Below are 25,221 nucleotides of genomic sequence, written 5' to 3'. Positions count from 1 at the left end.
ATTTAGTTTTTAGCTTTCGCCCTCAACTCTGCAATGAGCGTGTCTACTTTTTCTTTGGTCAAATGTTCTTTAAAATGTTCACCTAACTGCATCATAGGTGCGTAACCACATGCGCCCAAGCACTCAGCCGGCTTTAAAGTGAACAAGCCATCAGCTGTGGTTTCCCCTTCCCTGATGTCGAGTTTTTCCTTAATATAGTCAATAATGTCATCGCTGCCATTCAACATACAAGGTCCCGTGCGGCAAACCTCTAACAGGTATTTACCAACAGGCTTAGTGTTGAACATGCTGTAGAAAGTAGCTACTTCATAAACCTCAATTGGCTTGATCTGTAGTATTTCCGCAACATAGTCCATAGTTGGCGCATCGAGCCAGCCACCAAAATCATCCTGCGCCATGTGCAGGATAGGTATGAGGGCACTTTTCTGCTTGCCTTCCGGATAGCGGGCAATTATTTCGTGAACCTTTTTTAAACGCTCTTCTGAAAACTTAATCATTATTATCTGATTTGATTCTTTAGCCCGAGAGCTAATTATATTTCGTTCTATTTCCTATTTGTACTCATCTTAAGCGTCCAGCTCACCAGCAATTACATTCAAGCTACTCAAAGCAATAACCGCATCACTCAGCAATCCGCCTTCTACCATCTCAGGGTATGCCTGGTAATAGATAAAGCATGGACGACGGAAGTGCAACCTGTAAGGAGTACGCCCCCCATCGCTGATGAGGTAATAACCAACCTCGCCATTGCCACCCTCTACAGAATGGTATACTTCACCAGCAGGAGCGTCTATCTCGCCCATTACCATTTTGAAGTGGTAAATAAGCGCTTCCATTTTGGTATAAACATCTTCTTTTACCGGCAGGTGGAACTTGTCAGCTTCCGGCGCATAGAATACATTCTTCTGGTCTGGAAATTCTGCGTCTATTTTCCTGATCTTAGCTAATGCCTGCTTCACAATACTGAAGCTCTGCCAGATCTCATCATTACGCACCATGTACCGATCATAAACATCGCCCTTGGTACCTACAGGTATGGTAAATTCAAAATCTTCGTAAGATGAATATGGTGATGCCACACGCACATCATAGTCTACACCGGTAGCCCTTAAGTTAGGACCGGTAAAACCATAATTCAATGCGCGCTCTGCACTGATAGGACCGGCGCCAATGCAACGATCCATAAATATGCGGTTGCGGTTCATCAGCCCTTCAAACTCCTTCATCATCTTAGGGAAGGTAGCAATGAAACCATCGAGCTTAGTGAACAAAACATCTGTAAAGTTGCGCTCAAAACCACCTACACGACCCATATTGGTAGTCAGGCGGGAACCGCAAACCTCTTCAAATATCTCATATATCTTCTCCCTGTACTGGAACACATAGGTAAACCCGGTTAAAGCACCGGTATCAACCGCTACAACTGAGTTGCAAACCAGGTGATCGGCTATTCTCGACAGCTCCATCATGGTAACACGCATGTAGTCAACATGCTTGGGAGTCTTAATACCCAGCAGTTTTTCCATGGTCATGTGCCAACCCATGTTGTTTATGGGAGCAGAACAATAGTTAAGTCTATCGGTAAGCGTAGTTACCTGGTAATATGGCCTGCGCTCTGCAATTTTCTCGAAAGCGCGGTGTATATAACCAATGGTAGGTACTGTTTCTAAAACACGCTCACCATCTATTTCCATAATATTCTGGAATACCCCATGCGTAGCCGGGTGTGTTGGACCCAGGTTAAGCGTGGTGGTCTGCTTCTGAAGTGATTCTTCAGAAAGCTTGATATGATGCTGAGATGTATGCGTTAACTGATCCGACATTTTCTAATATTTTTATCAACAACCGCTTATTTCTGTGATACAGTTTTTGTATCTCCAGCCCTTAAATGGCTAATACTTTCACCAAATTCTATTAAAGCAATTCCGGCGGCTAATCCAAACGACAAAGACTTGACACTTTCCGTTTTTGCCAGGAAGCAAACAATAATGGCACACAACAGAGCGGCATTCATCATAACCAGCCTGTACTTTAAGTAAAATGTGTGTATCTGCTCCATTGTTTTCGCTTTAATTACTATTTACTCAACTACCTGCCAAACATTTCGTCGTCTTTGTCTACCCTTGTAGGGTCTTCCATCTGGTATTCTTTACGCATTGGGAAGTAATCCATTTCATCCACATTCAAAATTCTGATCAGGTTTGGATGGCCAACAAAGTTGAACCCAAAGAAGTCATATGTTTCACGCTCCATCCAGTTGGCAGTAGAAAAGAGCTTTGTTGCAGTATATACATCCGGTTTTTCAACAGGCACATATATCTTCATACGCAGGCGTATGTTATCCACAAGATTATGCAAATGATATACAACGCTTAGTTCCTCTCCTTTACGGTCTGGAAAATGAACACCTGTAAGGTCTGTCATAAACTGAAAACCCATCGCATCATATAAATGTTGCAGTACTTTCAGATTCATTTCGGCCGGGGCTCTGAAGGTGAGCATACCGTAGGGTACTTCCCATTCAGTAAGTTGTTCACCAAACTTTTCCGTCAGCTTTTCTTGTATTGTTTCGTTGGTCAAAGCCATATTTGAAGATAAAAAAGTAAAAATTGCACTGCGTTGTTGCAGCCGGTTGCCTAGAGGTTAATCTATTCCGTAACTCTCCATCAATCCTTTATATTGGTCACTCTGCCTTCTGCGCAGGCTTTCTCCCTTCACCAGATCCTGTAATTTCAGAATACCATCGATAATGCCTTCCGGACGTGGAGGGCAACCCGGCACGTACACATCTACCGGTATTACCTGGTCTATACCCTGCAATACAGAATAAGAATCGAATATGCCACCGCTAGACGCACACGCACCGATAGCGATAACCCAGCGAGGTTCAGCCATCTGAAGGTAAACCTGCCTCAATACCGGACCCATTTTCTTAGAAATAGTACCTGCTACCAATAACATGTCGCACTGGCGCGGAGTAAAGCCCATACGCTCTGCACCAAAACGGCCCAGATCATAATTTGAACCCATGGTTGCCATAAACTCGATACCGCAGCAAGAAGTTGCAAATGGTAACGGCCACAGAGAATTGGCGCGGGCCATTCCCACAACCTTGTCGAACGATGTAGAGTAAAAACCTTCACCGGAATAGCCCTCAGGTGCTTCCACCAACTTCACTTTTGTATTATACTGAACCGGACGTGACATAAAAATTAATAATTAAAATTTTAGAACTAAAACCGTATTCACTCTTTCTCTTCACTTGATTAGTCTTCCCAATCTAATGCACCTTTCTTTACTATATATAAGAAACCACAAAAGAAAAATGCAACGAACAAAACAACTTCCTTAAATCCTTCGGCTCCTAAAAAGCGGAAGTTGACCGCATATGGATAGAAGAAAATAACTTCCACATCGAACAACACAAAAAGAATAGCAACCAGGAAGTACTTGATACCCATTGGCTGACGGGCGTTACCCACAGACGGAATACCACTTTCAAAGTTGACCAGTTTATCCTTAGTTCTTCTCTTTGGCCCCAGTAAATGGGTTGCGCCCATCATAACCGCTACAAACCCTATAGCAATAACTAGCTGCAATGCAACCGGAAAATAGTTAAACGGTGTGTTTTGGTCTGCTGTCAATAATAACAAGTGCATAATTGGCGTTTCTTTCTTGAAATGTCTACAATAACTGACAAAGTTAATGTTAAGCAATGAAATAGCAAGGGGTGATACCTATAAGTAATATTAATTGAAACTTGGGGGCAATCGCATAACAGCGAGCAACGAATATGAAAATAACAAACATCATGCTTCTTAGCCGAGCTCAGACGTAATTACACCCTCATGGTGGTTCTGAGCAGAAATTTGGAATTGTTGCATATATTTGCACTTATTCTATCAATTCTATGTCATTCAAGAAAACATTACTGTTTTTTGCCCTATTCTTCACTGTAAGTTCCTATGCCCAACTACCGACTGCCGGCCTATCTGCCTGGTATCCATTTTGTGGTAATGTGCTGGACAGGAGCGGCAATGCGCTTGATCTAATACTGAGTGGACCTACAAATACAACAGACCGGTTTGGATTAAGTAATTCCGCATATTCATTTAACGGCAACACTACCGCTCTTACCAGTCTCATCTCCCGCACTCCGCCAATGACCGATACCGGAGATTTTACCTATGCAGCATGGTTCAATGCAGACACCACGGGCAACAGGATAATTATTGCCAACGGCAATATTAATGTTGATGGCTGTGGTATTGTTACCACCGGGCACAATGTTGCGGTGGCAATAGGCGGGGTAGCTACCTATCTCCCAACTTATATAAGTTTCCATCAGTGGCACCATGCGATATTGCGTAAATCGGGGGTTACGTACAGTTTTTATCTCGATACCACTATTATAGGTGCTTTTACTACCACCTTAATCCCTGCTCCAACGAGCCAGAAATTCGCCGTAGGGCAGGATTACACCAGCGGCGCCAAAGCATTTTTGGGAAAAATTGATGACATAGCCATATATAACAGGGCATTGACCAATGCTGAAATCGGCAACCTGTACAGGTATAACCCCGATGTGCAAACTATTTTGGGTAATAATGCCGCTGTCTGCGCCGGATTCTCCGCAACGCTTACACCTGTTATACAATATCCGGGACTGAGTTATTTGTGGAGCAACGGATCTACCGACACTTCTATCGTTGCCGATACGATGGGCAGCTATTGGCTGAATATTACCCGGCCCTTCGGATGTTCATCTACTGATACTATTACTTTCACGCTGGGAACAGTTACGGTGAATATTGGCAGAGATACCGCAGTTTGTACGGGAGATACATTTGTGCTGGTACCCTCTGCGCCAGCCGGATCTACTTATTTGTGGAGTACGGGCGATACAACAGCTACATTGGCACTTACTGCACCGGGTACTTACTCTCTACTACTCAATAATTTCGGATGCCCTGGCCACGACACTATGAATTTCTTTTATAGCCCCCGACCGTTTGTCAGTCTTGGGCCAGATATTTCGATATGCTCTGTGAGCCCTTTAACACTCAGTTCACCATACGCATATACCACCGCCACTTACCATTGGAATACCGGAGCTATAACCCAGACCATACATCCTTTTACATCGGGGGTATATATACTAAGGGTATTGGTAGATGGCTGTCCTGCATCTGACACTATTAACGTTACCATAAAACCGTCTCCGATTGTCTCTTTCGGACCTGACAGATCTCTGTGCCAGGGAAATTCAATTGTACTCAATGCTATTGCCTCACCTACGGCAGTTTACACGTGGAGTACTGGCGAACTGAATGACACCATCACCGCTAAAAACACGGGCACCTTCTGGCTGGTAGTTAACGATAATGGATGCATAGCTACTGACACTTTTAATCTTACAGTAAACCCTTACCCGCTCATACACCTTGGTCCGGATATTTCTGTATGCCAGGGAACACCGGTCGTATTAAAATCTACTGATGTGTATGTATCTCCTACCTATTTATGGAGCACCGGCGCCACCACCGCGGCTATTAACGTGACGACGAGCGGCAGCTATACATTATCCGTTACTAAATTCGGATGTACATCGAAAGACGATATCAATGTGACGATCAAACCCAATCCTATTGTGAACCTTGGGCCTGATGGCTATTTCTGCGCAGGACAAACTATTTCTTTGGTTTCGCCACAGCCCGCAGGCGCCACTTATATCTGGAGCACTGGTAGCACCGCTAGCGGCATCAGCATATCTACAAGTGGATTGTATGGACTAGTGGTGACCAATAATGGGTGCGTTGCTTCTGACTCCATACGGCTGGATAAAATACAAGTACCCGCGGTCAATCTGGGCCCGGATACATTGTTGTGCGAAGGCTACGCAATGCAACTGGCCATTGACGGCGACCAGGCTACCTACAGGTGGTCTGATGGCAGCACAGGCACGGGCTATACGGTTTCGCATGCGGGAACAGTGTGGGTTAGTATCACCAATGTATGCGGAGTGGCTACTGATACGCTACAAGTTGCCTACCGCTTTTGCGACATATGGATGCCCAATGCGTTTACTCCAAACGGAGATGGCAGAAACGATGTAATGCGGGTACTTGGTACGCTCGGCTCTTATTCAGATTTTAAATTCGCTGTATTCAATCGCTGGGGTGTAAATGTATTTCTGACGGAAGACATCAGCAAAGGATGGGATGGCAACTACAATAATATGGAACAAGCAATTGGCACCTATTTCTACGTAATGAGCTGCAGGCTTAACGGAGTAGAATATAATATGAAGGGAAGTTTTGAGCTGATAAGGTAATGAGCCGATCACTTCTTTTTCAGCCGCTTACTAACCACGTTGTAGACCAGCTTAAATGGTATGGTCACAAACCCCATTACAATTTCCTTTATCAGCGCAGGTTGCCAGCCGAATACCGAAAGGCTGATACCGATATGCTTAAAAATTGCGCCGAACTGTAAAAACACAGCGAGATTATAAATGGTTCTGCTGGTTGTCTTGAACTGCACAGGAAGCGGTGTATAATACTTCTTTCTTGTTTGCTCAAAACCAATCGTCAGTGCCTCGGTAACACAAGCGGTTGTTTTCTCTACTTTGTTTTCATAAAGCTCAATAAGTGTGTCGGTTGAAAAGCCGAATCGCTCAAAGTCGCGGGAGATAGGATTGACCCAGAATGCATCAGGATCGAGGATCTGGATCATAGGTAATTGCTTTGCCGCATCGGAGGTAGAGATCCACGTAATGCCACTGGAGCATCCGAGCAGCATAGTGCAATAGTGAGTAAGTGCAGCCGTCTCTCTTAAGGTTAGTGTACTACCGTCAAGGATATGCTCGTACTGATCGCCTATTTTGATAGCGGAAGAAAGTACAATAGCAGTGCTTTCATTGCTTATAATTTTACCAGCCATTTCCAGTGCCAATGCCGGCGTCATGGCCAGCTGGCCACTCTGCGGGGCAAACTCAAATAGGATGACGTTTTTATATTGATCGAGCTTGTATCGTTCAGCAAACGCTTTTGCTTTATTTATTTCTTCATCACGCAGGCGCAGCGATGGCGTGACCGAAACAGTTATAGGCCTGTCGTATCCCCTGAATATTGAAGAGCGGATAGACCCATCATAGTTGGCCATGTTGGTATCTATGATCTGGGTAAAGAAGACCTCGTCATATACCCCTTGCCTTTTCTTTTCCTCCGCATCTTTTCGTAATTGCCTCATTATACCGGTAGCAGTATTCCTGTTTACATCAGGCACTTCCAGTATCGCATCTACATACGGGTTATTATCAAGGATACCCTTGCAAAAAGAAGCAATAGCCCAGGTAAGGTGACAGCCGGGAAAATCCTGCTTTATTTGCCGGGCAACCGCCGTAGCATATAAACAGTCTCCGTTAGACATCAGCTGAATGAGCAATATTTTTTTGATAGCTGCCACTTATTGCATCATCATTTTAGCAAGCGATGAAAAAGAAACCTCGGGCTTCCAGCCCAAGGAAATTAACGTGGAAGGATCTGAAACGAGTGTATCGTACTCTGCCTTAAAACCGCTCTTAATTGTTACATGGTCTTGCCAGCGTTTACCCGCAATTGCAAAACACGCTACCAGCCAATCTTCTATTGAATAAGCCAGACCGGAACCAATAGTAGCTTCAAAAATATTGTCCTGCTGCACCAATGCCCAAATACCGGCAACTATGTCGCCTGCAAAAGCCCACTCCTTCTTAACCGTAATATCTCCGATCTCTATCTGCTCGGTGCTGCCATTACCTATGCGCAATGCAGCACAGGCAATTTTCTTACTCATGTGCCGCTCTGGCCGGCGCGGGCTTTCATGATTAAAGAAATACCCAACATATGCCCTAACACCCAACGACCTGTAATAGCGGGCAGCATATACCGATTGTATACGGCTTACTGAATACGGACTGGACGCCTCAAATTCATCTGTTTCTTTTATAGGCAAACCAACATTCTTAAACTGCAAGCCGCTTCCAGATAAAAACACCTTACACGCAGGCGCATGTTGCCTTACCGCTTCCAATACATTAAATGCACCGGTACTTATTGTAGCATGGTTCTCAAACAACACATCGTGACGAGTGGTGCTATTGGCCGCAAGGTGAAAAATATAATCAGGTGTGTGTGTGCGCACCAGCGCTTCGACATCAGCAAAATTACTGACATCGCCATGCGCCCAGTTGCCCGATCTGGAAACGCCAACTACCTCTATTCCTTTTGCACGCAGCAAACCATCCAGGTAGTAGCCATCCTGCCCGTTAGCACCAAAGATCAAAGCAACCATCTACAGCTCTTTATTTATTATCTTTTGAAATGACCTCCAATACCGGTAAAGGAAAGATAAACCCTGTACCTGCTTCTATCGCTTCCTTTTCACGCTCCAGGAATTCTGCCTTGAAATGCCATGGCAGAACCAGGTAATAATCAGGCTTCATAGCGCGCGACTCAGCCTCGCTGATGATCGGAATATCGGTACCGAGTGTACGTGCGCCATATTTATCAGGATTACGCTCCGCAGCGTAATCGATAAGCGACTTATCAATATCGCACCACTGCAGAATAGTGTTGCCTTTTGTTGATGCACCGTAAATATGTATGCGCTTGCCCTGATCCTTTATTTTCTTGAGGAAGTCGTGCAACTCGGTCTTTATAGTATTAATGCGCTGCTGGAAAGCAACATAAGGCTTATCGGTGTCGAGTTCCAGATCAAATTCCGACTGACGGATCTCATCGATCAGTCTCATATCCTCAGCCGAATTGAACTTGTTATTCGTTTCGTGTGTAGCATAACAGCGAATGCTACCACCATTGATATCATTGAAACTTATCTTGAAGACCTTCATACCACCCTTCCGCAAGATCACCTCTAAAACAGCCAGGCTGTAATATTCCAGGTGCTCGTGACAAATGGTGTCATAAGAGTTCAACTTCAGCATTTCAGGCATGTAAGACATTTCAAACACCCATACACCGTCTTGCGACAATACCTTTTTTATACCTTTTACAAACTCAACGGGTTGCTCCAGGTCATAAAACATAGCTATCGATGTTACGATGTCCAGTTTATCATCGCCCATCACTTCAAACAACTTTGCCGATGGGAATATGTCCTTTACTACCTTGGTATTCTCCAGCTTTATTTCCTGCGCTACGTCAGATGGATCAACGCCATATTTGATATACTCTTTAGGATAGTTGGCCAACAGCGTACCATCATTACAACCAATATCCAGTACTTTACTATTGCTTTTTTTAGTAATGCCAACCGTAGTGTCTACTATTTCCTTCAGGTGGTTACGCATAGTAGCATTGGTACCCGAACGGTACCAGTATGCAGCATAAAGAATTTCAGGGGGTACAGAATGTTCCATCTGCAATAGTCCACAAGCATTTTCATCGGCCTGCGGATTGCAGCGGAGCAGCGTACAAGGTATTTTTCTGAATGATGGCTTTTCTTTTCCGGGCTTTATAAATGAACCCTGTAGGTATTGCTCGTCAAGATCAATAACTTTCACCAGCGATGATGATCCGCAAACTCTACATGTGTTCCTGGTCCTGATATGCATATTATTATTTTATCGTTTTTACTATTTCTACAAACTGCCTGTCTATCTCATCAATGCACCTGTTTCTTTCCAGGTTCATGATCGCCAGGTTTTTTACAACTATATTCTTTTGGTCTACCGGCACTTGCTCAAAGTCGTACACTTTTTCCTGCTCATGCCACAGTCCGCAGTTCACGTCTGCCAATTGCGAAAATACAGATCCCATAGAGCCCGTAACATTTCTAACCTCATTGCCCTCGGCTTTGAATACCTTATTAGATGCAAAAGACAATTTTTCAACAGGGGTGTTGCCGGCCAAAGCACTGGTGACCAACTGGTCTATTTCTTCCTGCAACATCTTTTCCTGCTTGCCCAGGCTTTCCAGGCGTGTTGCGTCTTCAGTGTGGTATTGCTTTAGTTTTACAATTGTCAACTTATCACAAAGCATCCCAAGTGTTTCTGCCATTTCAGGGTATATTTATTTCAATTTTACTTAATGAATTGCCTGCCGGATATAGCATACCCGGTCATTGCAAAAGTGGGTAAATCTATACATTTTATGCTTTATTTCAAAAAAGGGAAAAATCAACACCAATCGAGTATTTTTGTCCTGCAGCCTTATTCAGGGCTTTTAGCACGCAACAAAATAGCCCCAATTGTAAATGATGGTATCGGTAGTTCTAATTAATTATAATACATTCAGGATAACCAGTGATTGTATCCGGAGTGTTATAGCCCAGACCCTGCAGGTACCTTATGAAATAATATTGGTTGATAATGCCTCGCCAAACGACAACCCCGATGACTTTTTACTGGAGTTCCCTTCTATAAAACTCATTAAGAGTCCCGAAAACGGTGGTTTCGCCAAAGGCAATAATCTGGGTATTCAGCAGGCCAAGGGCAATATTATTTTGCTGCTCAACTCTGATACCATACTCACCGAAGACAGTATTAGCATCTCCGCCAACTATCTTTCAACTCGTCCCCAGGCAGGACCACTGGGTGTAAAATTGGTGTACCCCGATGGGAAATTGCAGCACACAGCACGTAAATTCAGAAGCGTTAAAAATGAGTTATTAGACCTATTAAGGCCTTTATTAATGCTGATGCCTTACCGCAAAAGAGCCGCATTGATGCTGAACCAGTATTTTAATGGAGACATGGATACCGAATGCGACTGGGTAAGCGGTGCATATATGATGTTCCATTCCAAACTAATGGCCCTTCTGCCCAACCACAAGCTGGATGAGCGTTTTTTCATGTACGGCGAAGATCAGCTATGGTGTTACGAGTTCCGTGTGCTTGGATACCCAAGTTACTACCTATCGGGAACTACGGTTGTGCATATTAATAATGCCAGTACCAGCCCCTCTAAACAATTACAACTGCTCAGAAAATTTATAGACCTGGAACTATATATTGTTGCCTACCGCAAGGGGAAATCGCTGTATTACTACACATTTGCTGTAATATTTACAGCAAAAGAGCAGCTTCGCTATTACATAAAAGCAATAGTATTAAGCTTGTTTGGTAAACGGATACGGTAAATATTACTGATGGTTATTCAGAATTTTATACCCGTATTCCTTTAGCAGTACTTCCTTTCTGAAATGTTCAATATCAGATTCTACCATTTCTTTCGCCAGCTCACTAAGTGTAGTTTTGGCCACCCAGCCGAGCTTCTCTTTGGCTTTTGCAGGGTCTCCTAATAGCAGGTCTACCTCAGTTGGTCTGAAATAGCGGGGATCTACCTCTACCACCACATCGCCCACCTTTGCCTTACTTTCAGGGTCAGTTACTTTCGATACAATACCTTTTTCATCAACACCTGTACCTTTGTATTCCAATTCTATGCCGGCATTAGCAAATGCCATAGTCACAAAATCTCTAACTGATGTAGTCACTCCGGTAGCAATAACATAGTCTTCCGCAGTAGGCTGCTGCAGCATCAGCCACATAGCTTCCACATAGTCTTTGGCATGGCCCCAGTCGCGCTTTGCATCAAGGTTACCCAACCACAGTTTATGCTTCAATCCCAGTGTTATCTCTGCAACTGCACGGGTAATTTTCCTTGTTACGAAAGTTTCCCCTCTTCTCGGACTTTCGTGGTTAAACAGTATGCCGTTGCAGGCATACATGCCATAAGCTTCGCGGTAATTGACCGTGATCCAATAGGCATACAGTTTGGCTACACCATATGGTGAGCGTGGGTAGAACGGTGTATTCTCATCTTGCGGCACACACTGTACTTTACCATAAAGCTCAGAAGTAGATGCCTGGTATATCCTCGTTTTCTTTTCTAATCCCAATATACGGATGGCCTCTAATATCCTCAAAGTGCCTATGCCGTCGGTGTTGGCTGCATATTCAGGCTCTTCAAAACTTACCTGCACGTGACTCATTGCCCCAAGATTGTATATCTCATCGGGCTGCACTTCCTGTATGATCCTTATTATATTGGTAGAGTCGGTAATATCGCCATAGTACAGCTTGAACTTAAGGTCCTGCTCATGAATATCCTTATACAAATGATCTATTCTGGCGGTATTGATAAGCGATGTACGGCGTTTGATCCCATACACTTCATAACCCTTTTCCAATAAAAGTTCTGCGAGATATGATCCGTCCTGACCTGTAATTCCTGTAATAAGGGCTTTTTTCATTAACCTTCTAATTTGTGCAAATATAAATCATTCACAGGTCTGTCAATTTCCATGCAGACATGTTATGGTTTGTTTTATGAATTATGCTATTAGCTTGTCGAACAACTTGCGTGAGCAAAATATGGTATTTACGTGTGTATCTGCATAGATAAAGTACCCTTTCGAAGCCAGCAGATCTATGATACTTTTACGCTTAACGAACTCTTTATCCTTGTTGAATATAACCGTCTCTACGCAAATAAGCAGGGCAGGGAATTTTTCCAGATCCATCTTCTCCAGTATCATCTCATCCAACCCTTCTACATCAAGCGATATGATAGTAGGTGGCTTCGTGAAGTTTTCGGCAAGCACCTCATTAATGTCTTTAAGCGGCATCTTGATCTTCTGCTTTATCGGAAACCCTTCTTTTTCATACCTGTTGGCCTCTTCCTCAGAAAATGTATTCATGCCCGACTGCTCATCAGAAAACATAAAATAATCTGCTTCCTTCTGGTTACCGCTGCTGATGCCGAAATTCAGGCACTTATCATTGGGTCTTACGCTCTTTATTTTATTGCATAGCGCAAGGTTGGGCTCTATAAGTATGCCGGTATAACCACGGGTGTAAAAATTGTAGGTATTACTGCCCGCAATTGGGTCGTTAGCGCCAATATCGAAGTAGGAAATGTCGGTGACATTATACCTGTCCAGCATTTTAAGCATAATAATATCTTCTCCAAACTGGGAAAAGCTAACCGTACCCAAACCCTTCATCATAGGTATGAATGATTTGAGTTTCCTCATTATTCTCTTTACTTTCAATGACATTGCCCTTATTTTGAAGTTTTGCCCTCAACCCGCTAAAGTATAAAATTCCCTCCATTTTTAAGTATTTTTAAAGTTGTGTAAGGTTATCTTTGTACCTATGGGTATTGTTTTCAGACAATCTATCAAAACATCCCTTGTAGTTTTTACAGGCGCTTTTCTGGGAATCATCATCATGTTTTTGTCGACCCGTTTTATCGACAAGCAGGCGCTTGGCTTTACACGTGACCTTACCTATAAAGCACTGGTATTTTCACAATTCTGCATATTAGGGCTGAACAGTACTATGTCTGTTTTCATTCATAAATATCAGGATGTAAGAAAAAAACTACTGCTTACCTTCTGTATACTTACCCCCTTGCTCTTTGCAATCATGGCGGTGGTTCCATTTTACCTGCTGGAGCCATGGGTGCTGCATCATTTTCAACCGGCAGATATACCTTTTATTCAGCGTTATTACATGCTCATACCTGCGTACATGACCCTGTTTATATTATTGGTGCTACTAGAGCAATACCTGGGTACACAAATGAGGGTGGCAGTATCCTCTTTTATGAAAGAGGTAGTATTGCGCGTGGTCAACATCGCTATTATTCTACTATTCGCCTTTGGCTATGTTTCTCTTAATTTCCTTATCATCAGCACCGTACTGATCTACCTTATTCCTATAATTATTTATATCATCATCGCATTGCGAATTGACTCCTTCGGTTTTTCTTTTAAATTCGGAGCCTTCAGCAAAAGTGAGTATAAAGAACTGCTGCATTTTTCCTGGTATCATTTCCTGCTTTCATTATCCATCACATTGATGGGTTATCTCGATGCGATCGCCATTCCTCTTTACGATCATAGCGGATTTAAGTCTACTGCCATTTACACCACTGCCGTATTCTTTGTGTCATTTATGCAAATGCCCAGTAAGGCCATGATGACACCTACAATAACAGTGCTGGCGCAGGCTGTAGCAAACGCAGACACCGCCAAAGCCAAAGATATTTTTGCGCGTTCTTCTATTAATGTACTGCTGGCAACTACTTTTATGGCGGTAATGATCATCTGTAACATTGGCAATGCACTGGTGTTCATGAATAATGGCTATACCCAGGTGGGGCTTATTTTCCTTATCCTGTTCATAGGCCGGTATGTAGACCTCGCCACCGGTCTTAACGACGCTATACTGTCCATAACTAATTATTACAAATTCAGTTTCTACGTATCTATCATTATGATCGGCATCTTGTTTGCGTTGATCCGCCAACTTGTACCTATATATGGCGTATACGGTGCAGCATGGTCTACCTCTATTACATTGATCCTGTTCAATATCTGCAAGTACTTTTTTGTCTGGAAGAAGCTGGATATGCAGCCGTTCTCTATGAACACTATACTGGTGCTGATAGCAGGTGCGGTTACTTTGGCTGCCGGATACTATTTCCCTAATTTCCTTAAGGGGCAGGGCCACATGTATATCTATACAATTGCCGATGCCGCTATGCGCGGTGGGATCATTGTTGCTGTATATCTTGCCATGCTGTACTGGCTAAAACCATCTGCCGACCTGAGAGAATACATCGCATCTGTAAAGAAGAACAAGCGGCTATTCTAATATCTTTAAAATTTATTTGATAAATAAAAATTCATATCTTTATAGCTGTTCCGTAATACGATGACTATGAAGAAAATATTACACCTGCTGGCATTCCTGCCGTTTATTGCACAAGCGCAGTACATTTCTACCATTGCCGGAACAACCTCTGGTGGCTACAGCGGTGATGGCGGGCAGGCAACAGCCGCACAGATATCTCAACCAGCGGGCACCGCCTTCGACAATGCAGGCAATATGTATATTGCTGACAGGGGCAATCACGTCATCAGAAAAGTAACTCCGGCTGGCATCATCACAACTGTTGCAGGTAATGGCACACTTGGCGCAGCAAGCGGAAGTGGTGGAGCGGCAACGGCTACAGCCCTTGGTAGCCCTATGGGCATTTGTGTAGACTCTATTAATAACATTTATTTTGCCGATAATTCAAATCATCTCATTCGCAAAGTAAGCGCTGCGGGCATAATCACTACTATAGCAGGGAACGGTGTACCTATTTATACAGGAAGTGGTATACCAGCAACAGCATCGAGCGTTGCAAGTCCAACCTGTGTTGCTATAGATCACGCGGGAAACCTCTACATTGGGGATGCCGGGAATAAAGTGGTAATGAAGATCAATGACACCGGACTGATGACACTATTCGCGGGAAATCATGGCGCCGGCCCTATTGATGGTGATGGTGGGCCTGCTACAAACGCCCATATAGGTTCTGTAGCTGGACTATGCTTCGACAATGAAGGAAACCTTTACATTGCTGATGGCAATACAAGGGTGAGAATGGTAGATACCGGAGGCATCATTCACACAGTGGCAGGAAGTGGCGCACTCGGAGGTTCGGGAGACGGTGGGCCCGCAACAGCGGCTACTTTAGATGGTGTTGCAGCAGTGGCGGCGGATGGGCTGGGCAACCTCTTTATTTCAGCTAAAAACAGCAATGTTATACGGAAAGTTGACCCAACCGGAATAATTAGCCGGTTTGCAGGCCTGGGCCCTGCTTCGCCAGGGTTCTTCGGTGACGGCGGCCCGGCAATTTTGGCAAAAATAAATGGGGTGTCAGCCCTTACCGTCAGCCCAACAGGTAAGTTAGTTCTTTCAGATCAAAACAATAACCGGGTACGCATTATAGACCAATGCCTATATGCCACAATAACTTCCCCTTTATCAACAACGGTAACTGTAGGAACAAATGCCAATTTCTTCGCAGGCACTACAATATCTCCTGTTACCTACCAATGGCAGGGCAATTCAGGCTCTGGATATTTCGACCTTCCCAATATCCTGCCTTATACCGGAGTTACCACAGCCTCGTTGACCATTCTTAATGCTACAACTACCATAGATAATACTACTTACCGGTGCGTTATCTCTAAAGGCCCTGGCTGTAACAATGATACTACCGCCGCTGCATTGCTGCATGTGGTCAATAATGTAGGTATTGCAGGCATCTCCGGCAATGAACAGGGGACCATCTACCCCAATCCCGCTCATGATTATGTGGATGTGAACATGCTGCAAAATTGCGTGGTGACCCTCTACAATGAGGTTGGTTCTGTGGTCTTTACAAAAGAACTGTCTGCTCAGACAAACAGAATAGACCTGAAAGGGCTTTCTGCGGGGCTTTATATAATAAAGATCACATCTGGAACGGAAACTATATTCCGGAAATTGAATAAACTTTAAAGCTCCTTCTTCATGAGTATGTCCGTCTGGTCATCTGTACCCAGGCGGAAGATGTGCGAGCCGAATGGAGCATATCCCCATTTTTCATAAAATGCTATTGCTTTGTGATTGTGCTCCCATACGCCCAACCATATAGTGCTGTGGTGATTTCGGTGTGCAAAGGCTATACAATGATTCATTAACGCGGCCCCTACTTTCTTACCCTGGTAGTCCTGCAGCACGTACAACCGCTCTATCTCCAGCGGGTTGTCGCATTCAGGAGCATCTGCCTTCACATCGCTGTTTACTTTTGCAAAGCCGGCAAGAGTAGGTCCATCCCAGGCCAGGAAGAATGTACTGTCAGGGTCCTGTAGCTCGCAACGTATCTTCTCCACATTCATTTCTTTACTCAGGTACTTATCCATATCCTCCTTGCTGTTGCTGTCAGCAAAGGTTTGCGTAAAGGTAGTAACGCTTATCTCAGCTATTAGCTCAGCGGCGGTAGGATCGGCGGTAAGAATGGTTAGATGATGCTCCATACGCGGCAAATTAAACCAACATTAACTATCAGTCAAATCTATAGCTTTCCACCTTGTATTCTTTAACGCAACTTTTTCATTACCATTAGTAAGTATTATATACATAGGCTGTCTTTTTGCTACCTTTGCGCCCATGCGTAAGCTTGCTGCCATATTATTCAGATCTTTTCTACAGGGACTTATCCTTTTAAGCCCCATTGCGCTTACGGCAGCGTTGCTTTATTCTGTTTTCGATAGCGTAGATAAACTGGTGCCATTCGTTCCCCGTGGTCTTGGCTTCCTCATCATCATTACGCTGGTAACCCTCATCGGCTATTTGGGCACAAGGCTCTTCGTAGGTCGTTGGTTGTTCGACGCATTTGGCCACGTACTGGAAAGCACACCGGGTGTGAAGTATATCTACTCCTCCATCCGCGATATTATTGGTTCATTCGTTGGCGATAAGAAACGTTTCAATAAACCCGTGTGGGTATGCGTGAGCCGTAATCCTGATATATGGCGCATAGGGTTTCTTACACAAAAAGACATGACCCACCTGGGCATGGAAGGAATGGTAGCTGTGTATATGCCACATGCCTATGCTATATCGGGTTGGGTAATAATAACAGAGATGGTGAATGTAAAGCCTGCGAAAGATATGACAGCAGGTGAGGCAATGAAATTTGCGGTAAGCGGAGGTGTAACAACAACAGAAGATGAACCAAGAAAAGATCAACTTTAATGCAGGTCCGGCAGCATTGCCTGCAACAGTGTTACAACAGGCCGCCAATGCAGTCTTAAAATATAAAAACACAGGTATCTCTATATTGGAGCTACCTCATCGCGGTCCTGAGTTCCTGGAAATTATAGAAGAGAGTAAGGCCCTTGTAAAGGAGCTTTGTGAGATCGGTGATGACTACGATGTTCTCTGGCTACAGGGAGGCGGCAGGATGCAGTTCTCCATGATCCCTATGAATTTTCTTTCAACAGGAGATACAGCAGGATACATAGACAGCGGCCACTGGGCTGCTGAAGCGATGGAATATGGTGCCTATTATGGGCAGATACAGGTAATGGGCAGCTCAAGAGCAACACATTACAACCACCTGCCAGAGTGGCCATCAGATATTCCCAACCACCTGAAGTACCTGCACATTACTACCAACAATACCATCTACGGCACGCAATACAGCGATATACCAAAAGTAAACGTACCGCTCATAGCAGATATGAGTAGCGACATATTCAGCAGGAAATGGGACTATAACAGATATGATCTTATCTATGCCGCTGCACAGAAAAACCTGGGCACTCCCGGCGTAGCATTGGTGATCGTAAAGAAAGACATGCTCTCCCGCATCAGTAACCACCTGCCGCCCATGCTCAACTATAAGGCACAGGTGCATGAGAACAGCATACTTAACACCGCTAATGTCTCTGGCGTTTACATTTCTCTACTCATGTTGCGCTGGATAAAAGAAAAAGGTATTGCCAATATAGAAGCAGACAACAACAACAAGGCTGAAATACTGTATAAAGCAATTGATGAGAGTAAACTCTTTACCGGATACGTGCAAAACCCTGCTCACCGCAGTAAAATGAATATATGCTTTACGGCGAAGGATAAAGAGACCGAACTGGCTTTTCTGGAACTTTGTGCCGAAAACAATATCATTGGCTTGCAAGGCCATAGGTCTACAGGGGGATTCAGAGTATCCATTTATAACTCCATTGAGGTAGCCTCTGTACGCACATTGGTGGAATTAATGAAGAAGTTTGAAACAAATAGTTAATTTGGCAGCCTGAATAACTCAGGGTCAGTAATCAATAATAATTTTTAATAAAAGACGATAAATTAATGGCAAAGATCACTCCATTTAAAGGACTAAGACCAACAAAAGAACTGGCTGCAGAAGTAGCCACACTTCCATACGATGTAGTAAGTGTAGCTGAAGCTCGTGAGTTTAAAAAAGATAAGTATAACTTTTACCACGTTACCCGCTCTGAAATAGACATGCCCGAAAGCACTGACGTACATAGCATGCCTGTGTATGAAAGAGCCAAGGAAAACCTGGAAAACTTCATTAAAGACAAAACGCTGATACAAGACAACGAGCCTTGCTATTACATCTATGAGCTGGTAATGAACGGCCGCTCACAGACAGGTCTTGTTTGTGGTTCTTCAATAGAAGACTACAACAATGGCATTATCAAGAAGCACGAGTTTACTCGCCCCGAAAAAGAGCAGGATCGTATCAGCCACATTACCGTTACCGGTGCACAAACGGGTGTGGTATTTCTTGCTTACAACGATTGCAAAAGCGCACAGGACATTATAGACAACTGGAAAGCCAACAACAAACCGGAATATGATTTTACCGGCGCCGATGGTATCCGCCACATTATGTGGGTAGTAGATAACTACGCAAAGGTTGCCAGCATTACCCACAGCTTTGCTAATGATGTGCCTTGCACCTACATAGCCGATGGCCACCACCGTGCGGCGTCAGCAGCCAAGGTATGCAAGGAAATGCATGACAATGGTTATTCTGTAGATGGTAATGAATCATTCAATTATTTCATTACCTGCATATTCCCCGAAAGCCAGCTGGAAATAATGGATTATAACCGCGTGGTTAAAGACCTTAATGGCCTTACACAGGAGCAGTTTATGGCGGCGTTGGATACCGACTTTACTGTTTCAGAAGTGGGTACAACAGCTTTCAAACCGGCAGTGCCTCATGAGTTTGGTATGTACATAGCCGGCAAGTGGTATAAATTAATAGCGAAACCAGGCACCTTTAATGATAAGGATCCTATAGCTGTGTTGGATACAAGCATACTACAGCAAAATCTGCTCGACAAAGTGCTCGGCATCAAAGATCAACGCACAGACAAGCGTATAGACTTTGTTGGCGGCATACGCGGCATGGAAGGCATCATGAAAAGAGTAGATAGCAAAGACATGGCTGTTGGCTTCTCTATCTATCCGGTTACCATTAAGCAACTCTTTACTGTGGCCGATAGCGGCAATGTAATGCCTCCTAAAAGTACCTGGTTCGAACCTAAGCTTAGAGATGGATTGGTGGTGTATACAATATAATAAGATCAGAATTAAAATTTTTGGAAAGGGCGGCAGAGATGCTGCCCTTTTGTTTTACCGGCAACAAAAACATTTCATGCTCCACTTGGCTATATCACCAATTCTATTGACATTGCAGCATGACCAAAAAAGAGCGATACAGGTTTGTACTAGACTGGTTTCAGAAGCATATGCCTGTTGCAGAAACAGAGCTGCACTATAGTAATCCGTATGAGCTACTGGTAGCTGTGATCTTATCTGCACAGTGTACAGATAAGCGTATCAATATGGTTACCCCGGCATTATTTGAACGATACCCGGTGCCCGAACTACTGGCAAAAGCCTCCTTTGAAGATGTGGAACCTTATATAAGAAGCGTAACATTTGCCAATAACAAAACGCGCCATCTCATAGGTATGGCCGATATGCTGGTCAATAAGTTTCACGGTGTTGTTCCCGATACTATAGAAGAACTGGTAGACCTCCCGGGGGTAGGCCGCAAAACAGCTAATGTGATCATATCTGTAGTTTATGCCAAACCGGGTATGGCGGTAGACACCCATGTGTTCAGAGTATCTGCACGCATAGGGCTTACCGTTAAAGCCACCACTCCGTTACAGACAGAACAACAACTGGTAGCTAATATGCCACAAGAGCTATTAGCTATAGCACACCATTGGTTGATTCTACATGGTCGATACATATGCGTAGCCCACCGCCCAAAGTGTGAAGAATGCGGCCTTAAAGAGGTATGCAAATATTATAATAGCGACATGAAATATATTGTTGATCCAGCGTATACCAGGAAATAAAAAATGCTCCTGAAGTGGAGCATTTTTTATTCGGGTTAATACTTGCTGCTGTTTTTTATCAGTACCTGCACCAGGTCTATCTCGTTCTCGGCAATATGCACCAGGCCTTGTATCTCTTTTTCATCGTATTCCGATACCTTTTCAATTTGCGCCGCTATCAGTGCCAATTCATTCAGGCTGGTACTTACTGCGGTACCGTATAGCTTATGCCCTACTCCGCTTATTCTTTTCAGATCTTTTGTCGCTACACTTTCTCTCAGATCGGCAAGCGTCTCATTGAGTTGCGTTATAGTTGCCCTCAATATCTCTTTAAGTATATCATCATCCACATCAAACTTTTCTTTGATCACCATAGGGTCAAAGTGTTTTTTGGCATGCTTACCCGAAAAGGCATTAGCATCTTCTGCCACTGCTTCAACCGGCTTCTTTCCCCAAACCCATTTTCCTAAAAGTGCTACCAATGTGTCTTCAACAAATGGTTTGGCCATAAAGTCATCCATACCCACCGCCAGGCACTTCTCTCGTTCGCCTTTCAGATTGCCGGCTGTAAGTGCTACAATAGGTACACGAATCTTCTTCTCCTGCTCTCTTATTTTTATTGTTGCTTCATAACCATTCATCTCCGGCATCTGTATATCCATCAGTATTATATCCGGCAATTCTTTTTTGTAGAGTGCCACAGCTTCAGCACCATTTACCGCCACGGTGATCTTAGCCCTTGGTGCAATGCGGTAGATAATGGTTTTGGCCAACAATATATTTACTTCATTATCTTCTGCCAGCAACACATGAATGGCATTGTCATTGCTATCGTTACGGTCTTGTGTCACAGACACCTCTCCAAGATCGGTAGTCAACAAGCGAGACAATGAGTTGAACATGTCCTGCATTTTTATTGGCTTCACCAGCCTGTTACTAACCTTCAGGTCATGACACGCTTTAATGATCGTTTCGTCGTCCGATGAACTGTGCAGCAGCGATATAGGCTGCTTCTCTGCCGTATCATAAAAGTTCTCTCTTATCTTTTTAATGGTCTCCAACCCGTCCATGTAGGGCATATGGTAGTCCATAAATATCACATCATACTTTTCTCCTGTGGCCATTTTCTGCAGTGCCTCAAAACCATTGGCCGCCTCTTCCGACTCAATATTTTTCAACAGCAGCATTTGCTTCAGAATAAGCCTGTTGTTCTCATTGTCATCAACTATCAGTACCTTCTTTATCTTATCAATATTCTCCCAACTCAATGGTTCCCCTGCTTCTGACTTTAAGATAATATCGAAATAAAATGTGCTGCCCTTGCCTGGTGTACTTTTCAGTTTCAGCTTACTACCCATTAAAGAAAGCAGTTTATTAGAGATAGTAAGGCCTAGGCCTGTTCCTCCATACTTCTTGGTGGTTGAAGGGTCTTCCTGTGCAAATGCCTCAAATATCTTTTGCTGCATTTCTGCTTTAATACCAATGCCGGTATCACGCACCATAAACCGGTAGGTGATCTGCTCTTTGTTCGAATCGCTAAGCATCTCTACTTTCAGCTCTATCTCTCCCTGCGATGTAAACTTAACAGCATTACCCAGTAGGTTTACTATTACCTGTTTCAGCCTTACAGAGTCGGCCCATATAAAGCGGGGAAGGTCTGGCGATATATTCAGCAACACCTCCAGTCCTTTCTTTTGTGCCTGGTAGGTAATGATATCAGACGCTTCACTTGCCAGCTCATAGACATCGCACTTCTCAATATCCAGTTCCAGTTTACCGGCTTCTATTTTAGAGAAGTCAAGAATGTCATTGATTATACTCAGCAATGCATTGGCAGAGTGGTTAACTATCGATAAGTATTGTTGCTGTGTTTCGTTGAGATCTGTTTTCAACAGCAGGTCTGTAAACCCTATCACACCATTAAGTGGTGTTCGTATCTCATGACTCATGTTGGCAAGAAATTCCGATTTGGCCACATTAGCCAGTTCCGCATTTCTCTTGGCAAGTCTCAATTCTTCACGCTGCAGGCAGGCTTCAGTAATATCCTGTGTAAACATCATTATGCCACCTATAGTACCGTCTGCAAGATACCATGGGCGCACTTCCCATTTAAGATATTGGTCATGATCCCAACCTTCCGGCCGCCATACCTCTTCATCATTTTTGTTTACTTCTCCATTAAGCCCTCGTTGGTGTATCGCTTTCCAGTCACCAGATACATTTGGGAATACCTCATAGTGAGATAGGCCAATAATATCTTTACCAGGTATATGGTATTCTTCCATCCACCTGTTACTGGCCGCAATATATTTTACATCCCTGTCAAACATAGCCACAGCTGCCGGCGCATGTTCTACAAATGCTTTTAGTCTCGATTGTTCATTGATAAACGCAAGCTCGGCTTTCTTCTTGTCCGACACATCTGTGCCTATTCCCAGGTAGCCGATAATTTCATCTTTGTCATCCCTAATGGTGGTCATTACAATAGATGAAATAAAACGTGTGCCATCTTTGCGTATAGTTGTCCACTCACGCCGCTCCAGCCCATGCACCTGCGATGGATATACAAATGTAAGCAGGCCGTCTATGCGCCTGTTATACTCTTTGCTCAACTCCATACCCCGTTGCTGTAACTCTGCAATATCGTTGAATTTAGCGGGTGTTTCCTTACCTACCATTTCTTCGGCGGTATAGCCAAGCATATTCTCCGCACCTTTATTAAATACGGTTATCACCCCCTGTGCATCTGTAGCTATTATCGATACATCTGTAGCCGCTTGTAAGACATCATTTAGTTGCTTTCTCGATCTGGCTATCTCCAGATCTACTTTCTTTTGCACATCAATATCCTGCAGTATGCCATACAGCGCTACGCACTTCCCGTTTTCAAATTTTGCCTGCCCCTCTGCTCTTACCCACAATTCTTTTCCCCCCTGCGTAATTATCTGCAGCTCCAGGCTCCAGCCCTTGCCTTGTTCCATTCCGTCTCGCACAGCTTGTGCTATCTTATCTCTGCTTTCACCTTCCTTATAAAAGTTAATAGCGCTTTCCACATCAGGTTCATACTCCAGCCCTACGCCATGTATCTCTTTTGTTATATCAGACCAGTAAAGCTTATTCTTTGTTATATTCAGTTCCCAACCTCCTACATGCGCCACACTATTTATCTGTTCAAGCGCTTCTTTCGTTTTTACCAGGTCTTTCTCCAGGCGATATCTTTCTGTAATATCTATTGAATTACCAATAACGTATTTATTGCCATCGGTATCTGTTTCCACTACATTGTTATACATCCATATCCTGGGCGACCCATCTTTATGAAGAGTGGTCATTAGTCCCTTAGAGACGCTATTAACAGCAATATCTGTAAGGTATTTTCTTATGGAATCGTGATGAAGGGGTGGCGTAATGTCAAAAAGGGTCATATGGTTTACTTCATCTACAGTATACCCCACCAGTGCCGCGCCCGATGCGTTCACTGTTATGAAGTTGCCCTCCATATCGTGCGTACACATGAGGCCCTGTGAATGTTCAAAAAACGCCCGTAACTTATTCTCACTCGTATGCAGTTGCTGTGCCTTCTTTTTCTCCTCTGTAACATCGCGGGCTATCACAAATATATTTTGTGTCTCGCGTTCCAGAGTGGCCACCCACTCCATTATCCGGTATTCGTTATTTTTTGTTTTGAACCTGTTGGTAAAGTTTATCGTTGATTCGCCCCTGTATAACCTTTCCAGCTCTTTTTGAATGAAAATGTTGTCCTCCGCATGAAGGAGATCGAAGAAGGAGACCGTTTTAATATCCTCAGCATTCCAGCCGAGTACTGTTGTAAATGCCGGATTGATCTTCCTGAAAAACCCATCCACTCCAGCTATCGCTATCACATCTTCCGAAAGGTGGAACAGTTTTTCAAAATGATCCAGCTCTATATTCTTACGGTTATTAACTATCAGCTCTATTACCTGCTCTGCCAGTAGTTTTAATGCTTGTTCCTGCTTCTCTGTAAGCTTACGTGGCTTGTGGTCAATTACGCAAAGAGTACCTAATGCATAGCCTTTCTTATCTATCAGCGGATAGCCTGCATAAAACCGTATCTCTGGTGCAGATGTTACCAATGGATTCCCCGCAAATCGCTCATCACGTGTAGCGTCTTCCACTTCAAATAAAGTCTCCCCCATTATGGCATGACTACAAAACGCGATCTCTCTTTCCGTCTCATTTACATCTATACCTACTTTTGATTTGAACCACTGTCGGTTTTCGTCTATTAATGACACTAAAGAAATAGGAGCATCGCATATAAGCGAAGCAAGCTGGGTGAGCCGGTCGTATTCAACCTCACTTAGTGTATCTAAAACCTGGTAATCTCTTAGCGCTTGTACACGCTCTTTCTCATTACCCGGGTACGGAAATTTTTTCATTATAAACAAATGTAAGCATTTAAAAATAGCCTATAGCTTGCCTGCATTAACCAATTCAATAGAAATGTTTATATAATTTGTA

22 protein-coding genes are annotated in these 25,221 nt (G+C 43.7%); 8 read left to right on the top strand and 14 right to left on the bottom strand.

The window, feature by feature from the left end; translation table 11 throughout:
• Nucleotides 1–2 precede the first annotated feature (2 nt).
• From CJD36_RS10650 to CJD36_RS10630, 6 genes are all read right to left on the bottom strand, one after another.
• Complete coding sequence (locus CJD36_RS10650) at nt 3–497, bottom strand: NADH-quinone oxidoreductase subunit NuoE family protein (protein ID WP_105039157.1); 495 nt, start codon at nt 495–497, stop codon at nt 3–5.
• Nucleotides 498–566: 69 nt separating this feature from the next.
• Nucleotides 567–1,823, bottom strand: coding sequence for an NADH-quinone oxidoreductase subunit D (locus CJD36_RS10645; protein WP_105039156.1), 1,257 nt, complete (start codon nt 1,821–1,823; stop codon nt 567–569).
• A 26-nt stretch (nt 1,824–1,849) separates the two neighbouring features.
• A complete protein-coding gene (locus CJD36_RS23000) occupies nt 1,850–2,059 on the bottom strand; it encodes a hypothetical protein (protein ID WP_133162593.1) in 210 nt (69 codons plus the stop codon).
• A gap of 29 nt (nt 2,060–2,088) precedes the next feature.
• Nucleotides 2,089–2,586 (bottom strand): NADH-quinone oxidoreductase subunit C, encoded by a 498-nt coding sequence (locus CJD36_RS10640; protein ID WP_105039155.1) that lies wholly within the window; start codon nt 2,584–2,586, stop codon nt 2,089–2,091.
• Nucleotides 2,587–2,643: 57 nt separating this feature from the next.
• Nucleotides 2,644–3,207: an NADH-quinone oxidoreductase subunit B gene (locus CJD36_RS10635; RefSeq protein WP_105039154.1), complete on the bottom strand. Its 564-nt coding sequence runs from the start codon at nt 3,205–3,207 to the stop codon at nt 2,644–2,646.
• A gap of 59 nt (nt 3,208–3,266) precedes the next feature.
• Nucleotides 3,267–3,659 carry an NADH-quinone oxidoreductase subunit A gene (locus CJD36_RS10630; RefSeq protein WP_105039153.1) on the bottom strand — a complete coding sequence of 131 codons (393 nt, stop codon included), beginning with the start codon at nt 3,657–3,659 and terminating at the stop codon, nt 3,267–3,269.
• A gap of 251 nt (nt 3,660–3,910) precedes the next feature.
• On the opposite strand from CJD36_RS10630, the gene CJD36_RS10625 reads away from it, so the two are divergent.
• Nucleotides 3,911–6,334: a T9SS type B sorting domain-containing protein gene (locus CJD36_RS10625; protein WP_105039152.1), complete on the top strand. Its 2,424-nt coding sequence runs from the start codon at nt 3,911–3,913 to the stop codon at nt 6,332–6,334.
• An 8-nt stretch (nt 6,335–6,342) separates the two neighbouring features.
• Here the strand turns inward: CJD36_RS10625 and CJD36_RS10620 are convergent, their stop codons facing one another.
• The 4 genes from CJD36_RS10620 to CJD36_RS10605 are packed head-to-tail and all read right to left on the bottom strand — an operon-like array spanning nt 6,343 to nt 10,061.
• On the bottom strand, nt 6,343–7,467 hold the full coding sequence (locus tag CJD36_RS10620; protein WP_105039151.1) for a glycosyltransferase family 9 protein: 1,125 nt from the start codon (nt 7,465–7,467) through the stop codon (nt 6,343–6,345).
• Complete coding sequence (locus tag CJD36_RS10615) at nt 7,468–8,334, bottom strand: GDP-mannose 4,6-dehydratase (RefSeq protein WP_105039150.1); 867 nt, start codon at nt 8,332–8,334, stop codon at nt 7,468–7,470. It abuts the gene before it with no gap.
• A 10-nt stretch (nt 8,335–8,344) separates the two neighbouring features.
• On the bottom strand, nt 8,345–9,616 hold the full coding sequence (locus CJD36_RS10610) for a class I SAM-dependent methyltransferase (protein ID WP_105039149.1): 1,272 nt from the start codon (nt 9,614–9,616) through the stop codon (nt 8,345–8,347).
• Nucleotides 9,617–9,620: 4 nt separating this feature from the next.
• Complete coding sequence (locus CJD36_RS10605) at nt 9,621–10,061, bottom strand: hypothetical protein (RefSeq protein WP_105039148.1); 441 nt, start codon at nt 10,059–10,061, stop codon at nt 9,621–9,623.
• Between the two features lie 196 nt (nt 10,062–10,257).
• Between CJD36_RS10605 and CJD36_RS10595 the strand changes: the two genes are divergently transcribed.
• Nucleotides 10,258–11,142 (top strand): glycosyltransferase family 2 protein, encoded by an 885-nt coding sequence (locus CJD36_RS10595; protein ID WP_105039146.1) that lies wholly within the window; start codon nt 10,258–10,260, stop codon nt 11,140–11,142.
• Between the two features lie 3 nt (nt 11,143–11,145).
• On the opposite strand, the gene gmd is transcribed toward CJD36_RS10595, so the two are convergent.
• Together gmd and CJD36_RS10585 are read right to left on the bottom strand one after the other, a co-directional pair.
• Nucleotides 11,146–12,258, bottom strand: coding sequence for a GDP-mannose 4,6-dehydratase (gene gmd, locus CJD36_RS10590; protein WP_105039145.1), 1,113 nt, complete (start codon nt 12,256–12,258; stop codon nt 11,146–11,148).
• A gap of 81 nt (nt 12,259–12,339) precedes the next feature.
• Nucleotides 12,340–13,065 carry an FkbM family methyltransferase gene (locus CJD36_RS10585; protein WP_105039144.1) on the bottom strand — a complete coding sequence of 242 codons (726 nt, stop codon included), beginning with the start codon at nt 13,063–13,065 and terminating at the stop codon, nt 12,340–12,342.
• Nucleotides 13,066–13,162: 97 nt separating this feature from the next.
• On the opposite strand from CJD36_RS10585, the gene CJD36_RS10580 reads away from it, so the two are divergent.
• Both CJD36_RS10580 and CJD36_RS10575 read left to right on the top strand, forming a co-directional pair.
• Nucleotides 13,163–14,668: an oligosaccharide flippase family protein gene (locus CJD36_RS10580; protein ID WP_105039143.1), complete on the top strand. Its 1,506-nt coding sequence runs from the start codon at nt 13,163–13,165 to the stop codon at nt 14,666–14,668.
• Nucleotides 14,669–14,734: 66 nt separating this feature from the next.
• Nucleotides 14,735–16,348: an NHL domain-containing protein gene (locus CJD36_RS10575; protein WP_161499273.1), complete on the top strand. Its 1,614-nt coding sequence runs from the start codon at nt 14,735–14,737 to the stop codon at nt 16,346–16,348.
• On the opposite strand, the gene CJD36_RS10570 is transcribed toward CJD36_RS10575, so the two are convergent.
• Complete coding sequence (locus tag CJD36_RS10570) at nt 16,345–16,866, bottom strand: GNAT family N-acetyltransferase (RefSeq protein ID WP_105039141.1); 522 nt, start codon at nt 16,864–16,866, stop codon at nt 16,345–16,347. The two genes, CJD36_RS10575 and CJD36_RS10570, sit on opposite strands and share 4 nt — an antisense overlap.
• 133 nt (nt 16,867–16,999) lie before the next feature.
• Between CJD36_RS10570 and CJD36_RS10565 the strand changes: the two genes are divergently transcribed.
• The 4 genes from CJD36_RS10565 to nth all read left to right on the top strand — a co-directional run bounded on the left by CJD36_RS10565 (nt 17,000) and on the right by nth (nt 20,739).
• A complete protein-coding gene (locus CJD36_RS10565; protein WP_105039140.1) occupies nt 17,000–17,587 on the top strand; it encodes a DUF502 domain-containing protein in 588 nt (195 codons plus the stop codon).
• Nucleotides 17,562–18,638: a 3-phosphoserine/phosphohydroxythreonine transaminase gene (gene serC, locus CJD36_RS10560; protein WP_105039139.1), complete on the top strand. Its 1,077-nt coding sequence runs from the start codon at nt 17,562–17,564 to the stop codon at nt 18,636–18,638. Before CJD36_RS10565 ends, serC begins: the two co-directional genes overlap by 26 nt.
• Nucleotides 18,639–18,703: 65 nt before the next feature.
• Complete coding sequence (locus CJD36_RS10555; RefSeq protein ID WP_105039138.1) at nt 18,704–19,948, top strand: DUF1015 domain-containing protein; 1,245 nt, start codon at nt 18,704–18,706, stop codon at nt 19,946–19,948.
• Between the two features lie 119 nt (nt 19,949–20,067).
• Complete coding sequence (gene nth, locus CJD36_RS10550; RefSeq protein WP_105039137.1) at nt 20,068–20,739, top strand: endonuclease III; 672 nt, start codon at nt 20,068–20,070, stop codon at nt 20,737–20,739.
• Nucleotides 20,740–20,774: 35 nt separating this feature from the next.
• Here nth and CJD36_RS10545 read toward each other — a convergent pair whose 3' ends face one another.
• Nucleotides 20,775–25,139, bottom strand: a complete 4,365-nt coding sequence (locus CJD36_RS10545) for a PAS domain S-box protein (RefSeq protein ID WP_105039136.1) — start codon at nt 25,137–25,139, stop codon at nt 20,775–20,777.
• Nucleotides 25,140–25,221: the final 82 nt, after the last annotated feature.

The sequence above is a fragment of the Flavipsychrobacter stenotrophus genome (assembly GCF_002954265.1).
Classification (GTDB): domain Bacteria; phylum Bacteroidota; class Bacteroidia; order Chitinophagales; family Chitinophagaceae; genus Flavipsychrobacter; species Flavipsychrobacter stenotrophus.
The sequence above is the reverse complement of the archived record's forward strand: the minus strand, read 5'-3'. Positions and strand labels throughout refer to the sequence as shown.

Excerpts from the sequence above, each read along its gene's own strand:
- gmd (WP_105039145.1), bottom strand. The coding sequence starts at position 12,258 with ATGAAAAAAGCCCTTATTACAGGAATTACAGGTCAGGACGGATCATAT.
- CJD36_RS10630 (WP_105039153.1), bottom strand. The coding sequence starts at position 3,659 with ATGCACTTGTTATTATTGACAGCAGACCAAAACACACCGTTTAACTAT.
- CJD36_RS10575 (WP_161499273.1), top strand. The coding sequence starts at position 14,735 with ATGAAGAAAATATTACACCTGCTGGCATTCCTGCCGTTTATTGCACAA.
- CJD36_RS10605 (WP_105039148.1), bottom strand. The coding sequence starts at position 10,061 with ATGGCAGAAACACTTGGGATGCTTTGTGATAAGTTGACAATTGTAAAA.
- CJD36_RS10555 (WP_105039138.1), top strand. The coding sequence starts at position 18,704 with ATGGCAAAGATCACTCCATTTAAAGGACTAAGACCAACAAAAGAACTG.
- CJD36_RS23000 (WP_133162593.1), bottom strand. The coding sequence starts at position 2,059 with ATGGAGCAGATACACACATTTTACTTAAAGTACAGGCTGGTTATGATG.
- CJD36_RS10640 (WP_105039155.1), bottom strand. The coding sequence starts at position 2,586 with ATGGCTTTGACCAACGAAACAATACAAGAAAAGCTGACGGAAAAGTTT.
- CJD36_RS10570 (WP_105039141.1), bottom strand. The coding sequence starts at position 16,866 with ATGGAGCATCATCTAACCATTCTTACCGCCGATCCTACCGCCGCTGAG.
- CJD36_RS10545 (WP_105039136.1), bottom strand. The coding sequence starts at position 25,139 with ATGAAAAAATTTCCGTACCCGGGTAATGAGAAAGAGCGTGTACAAGCG.
- CJD36_RS10595 (WP_105039146.1), top strand. The coding sequence starts at position 10,258 with ATGATGGTATCGGTAGTTCTAATTAATTATAATACATTCAGGATAACC.
- serC (WP_105039139.1), top strand. The coding sequence starts at position 17,562 with ATGAACCAAGAAAAGATCAACTTTAATGCAGGTCCGGCAGCATTGCCT.
- CJD36_RS10565 (WP_105039140.1), top strand. The coding sequence starts at position 17,000 with ATGCGTAAGCTTGCTGCCATATTATTCAGATCTTTTCTACAGGGACTT.
- CJD36_RS10585 (WP_105039144.1), bottom strand. The coding sequence starts at position 13,065 with ATGTCATTGAAAGTAAAGAGAATAATGAGGAAACTCAAATCATTCATA.
- CJD36_RS10635 (WP_105039154.1), bottom strand. The coding sequence starts at position 3,207 with ATGTCACGTCCGGTTCAGTATAATACAAAAGTGAAGTTGGTGGAAGCA.
- CJD36_RS10615 (WP_105039150.1), bottom strand. The coding sequence starts at position 8,334 with ATGGTTGCTTTGATCTTTGGTGCTAACGGGCAGGATGGCTACTACCTG.
- CJD36_RS10625 (WP_105039152.1), top strand. The coding sequence starts at position 3,911 with ATGTCATTCAAGAAAACATTACTGTTTTTTGCCCTATTCTTCACTGTA.
- nth (WP_105039137.1), top strand. The coding sequence starts at position 20,068 with ATGACCAAAAAAGAGCGATACAGGTTTGTACTAGACTGGTTTCAGAAG.
- CJD36_RS10610 (WP_105039149.1), bottom strand. The coding sequence starts at position 9,616 with ATGCATATCAGGACCAGGAACACATGTAGAGTTTGCGGATCATCATCG.
- CJD36_RS10580 (WP_105039143.1), top strand. The coding sequence starts at position 13,163 with ATGGGTATTGTTTTCAGACAATCTATCAAAACATCCCTTGTAGTTTTT.
- CJD36_RS10650 (WP_105039157.1), bottom strand. The coding sequence starts at position 497 with ATGATTAAGTTTTCAGAAGAGCGTTTAAAAAAGGTTCACGAAATAATT.
- CJD36_RS10645 (WP_105039156.1), bottom strand. The coding sequence starts at position 1,823 with ATGTCGGATCAGTTAACGCATACATCTCAGCATCATATCAAGCTTTCT.